The following is a 311-nucleotide window of genomic DNA, read 5'->3' on the forward strand; positions in this document are numbered from 1 at the left end:
GATCCGCGGACACCCGAACAGATCTGCGCGGCCGCATTCGAAACGATCGTGGAGTTGGCGGCACAAGGCCTGGCCGACACCACGTTCTCGGCGAAACCCACCAACGGCCTGTTGTGGACCTGGTCGGCGGACAACCCGGCACTCGGTGGGGATTTGCAGAACATGGGAGCCATCACCGAAGCCACCGCGAAACTGCTGTCGTGTGATACCACGATCACCAAGATCATGCTCGATCCCAACGGGGTACCGCTCAGTGTTGGCGAGGCGAAACGCTTCTTCACCCCCGGGCAACGCAAAGCACTCCTGGTGCG

General features: G+C 62.1%; 1 protein-coding gene. It reads left to right on the plus strand.

Features of this window, described 5'->3' with window-relative positions:
- Positions 1-311: DUF222 domain-containing protein (locus B1964_RS29030; protein ID WP_139765957.1), on the plus strand; the 311-nt coding region annotated here is incomplete at both ends.

The organism is Gordonia sp. i37, assembly GCF_002043085.1.
Classification (GTDB): Bacteria; Actinomycetota; Actinomycetes; order Mycobacteriales; family Mycobacteriaceae; genus Gordonia; species Gordonia polyisoprenivorans.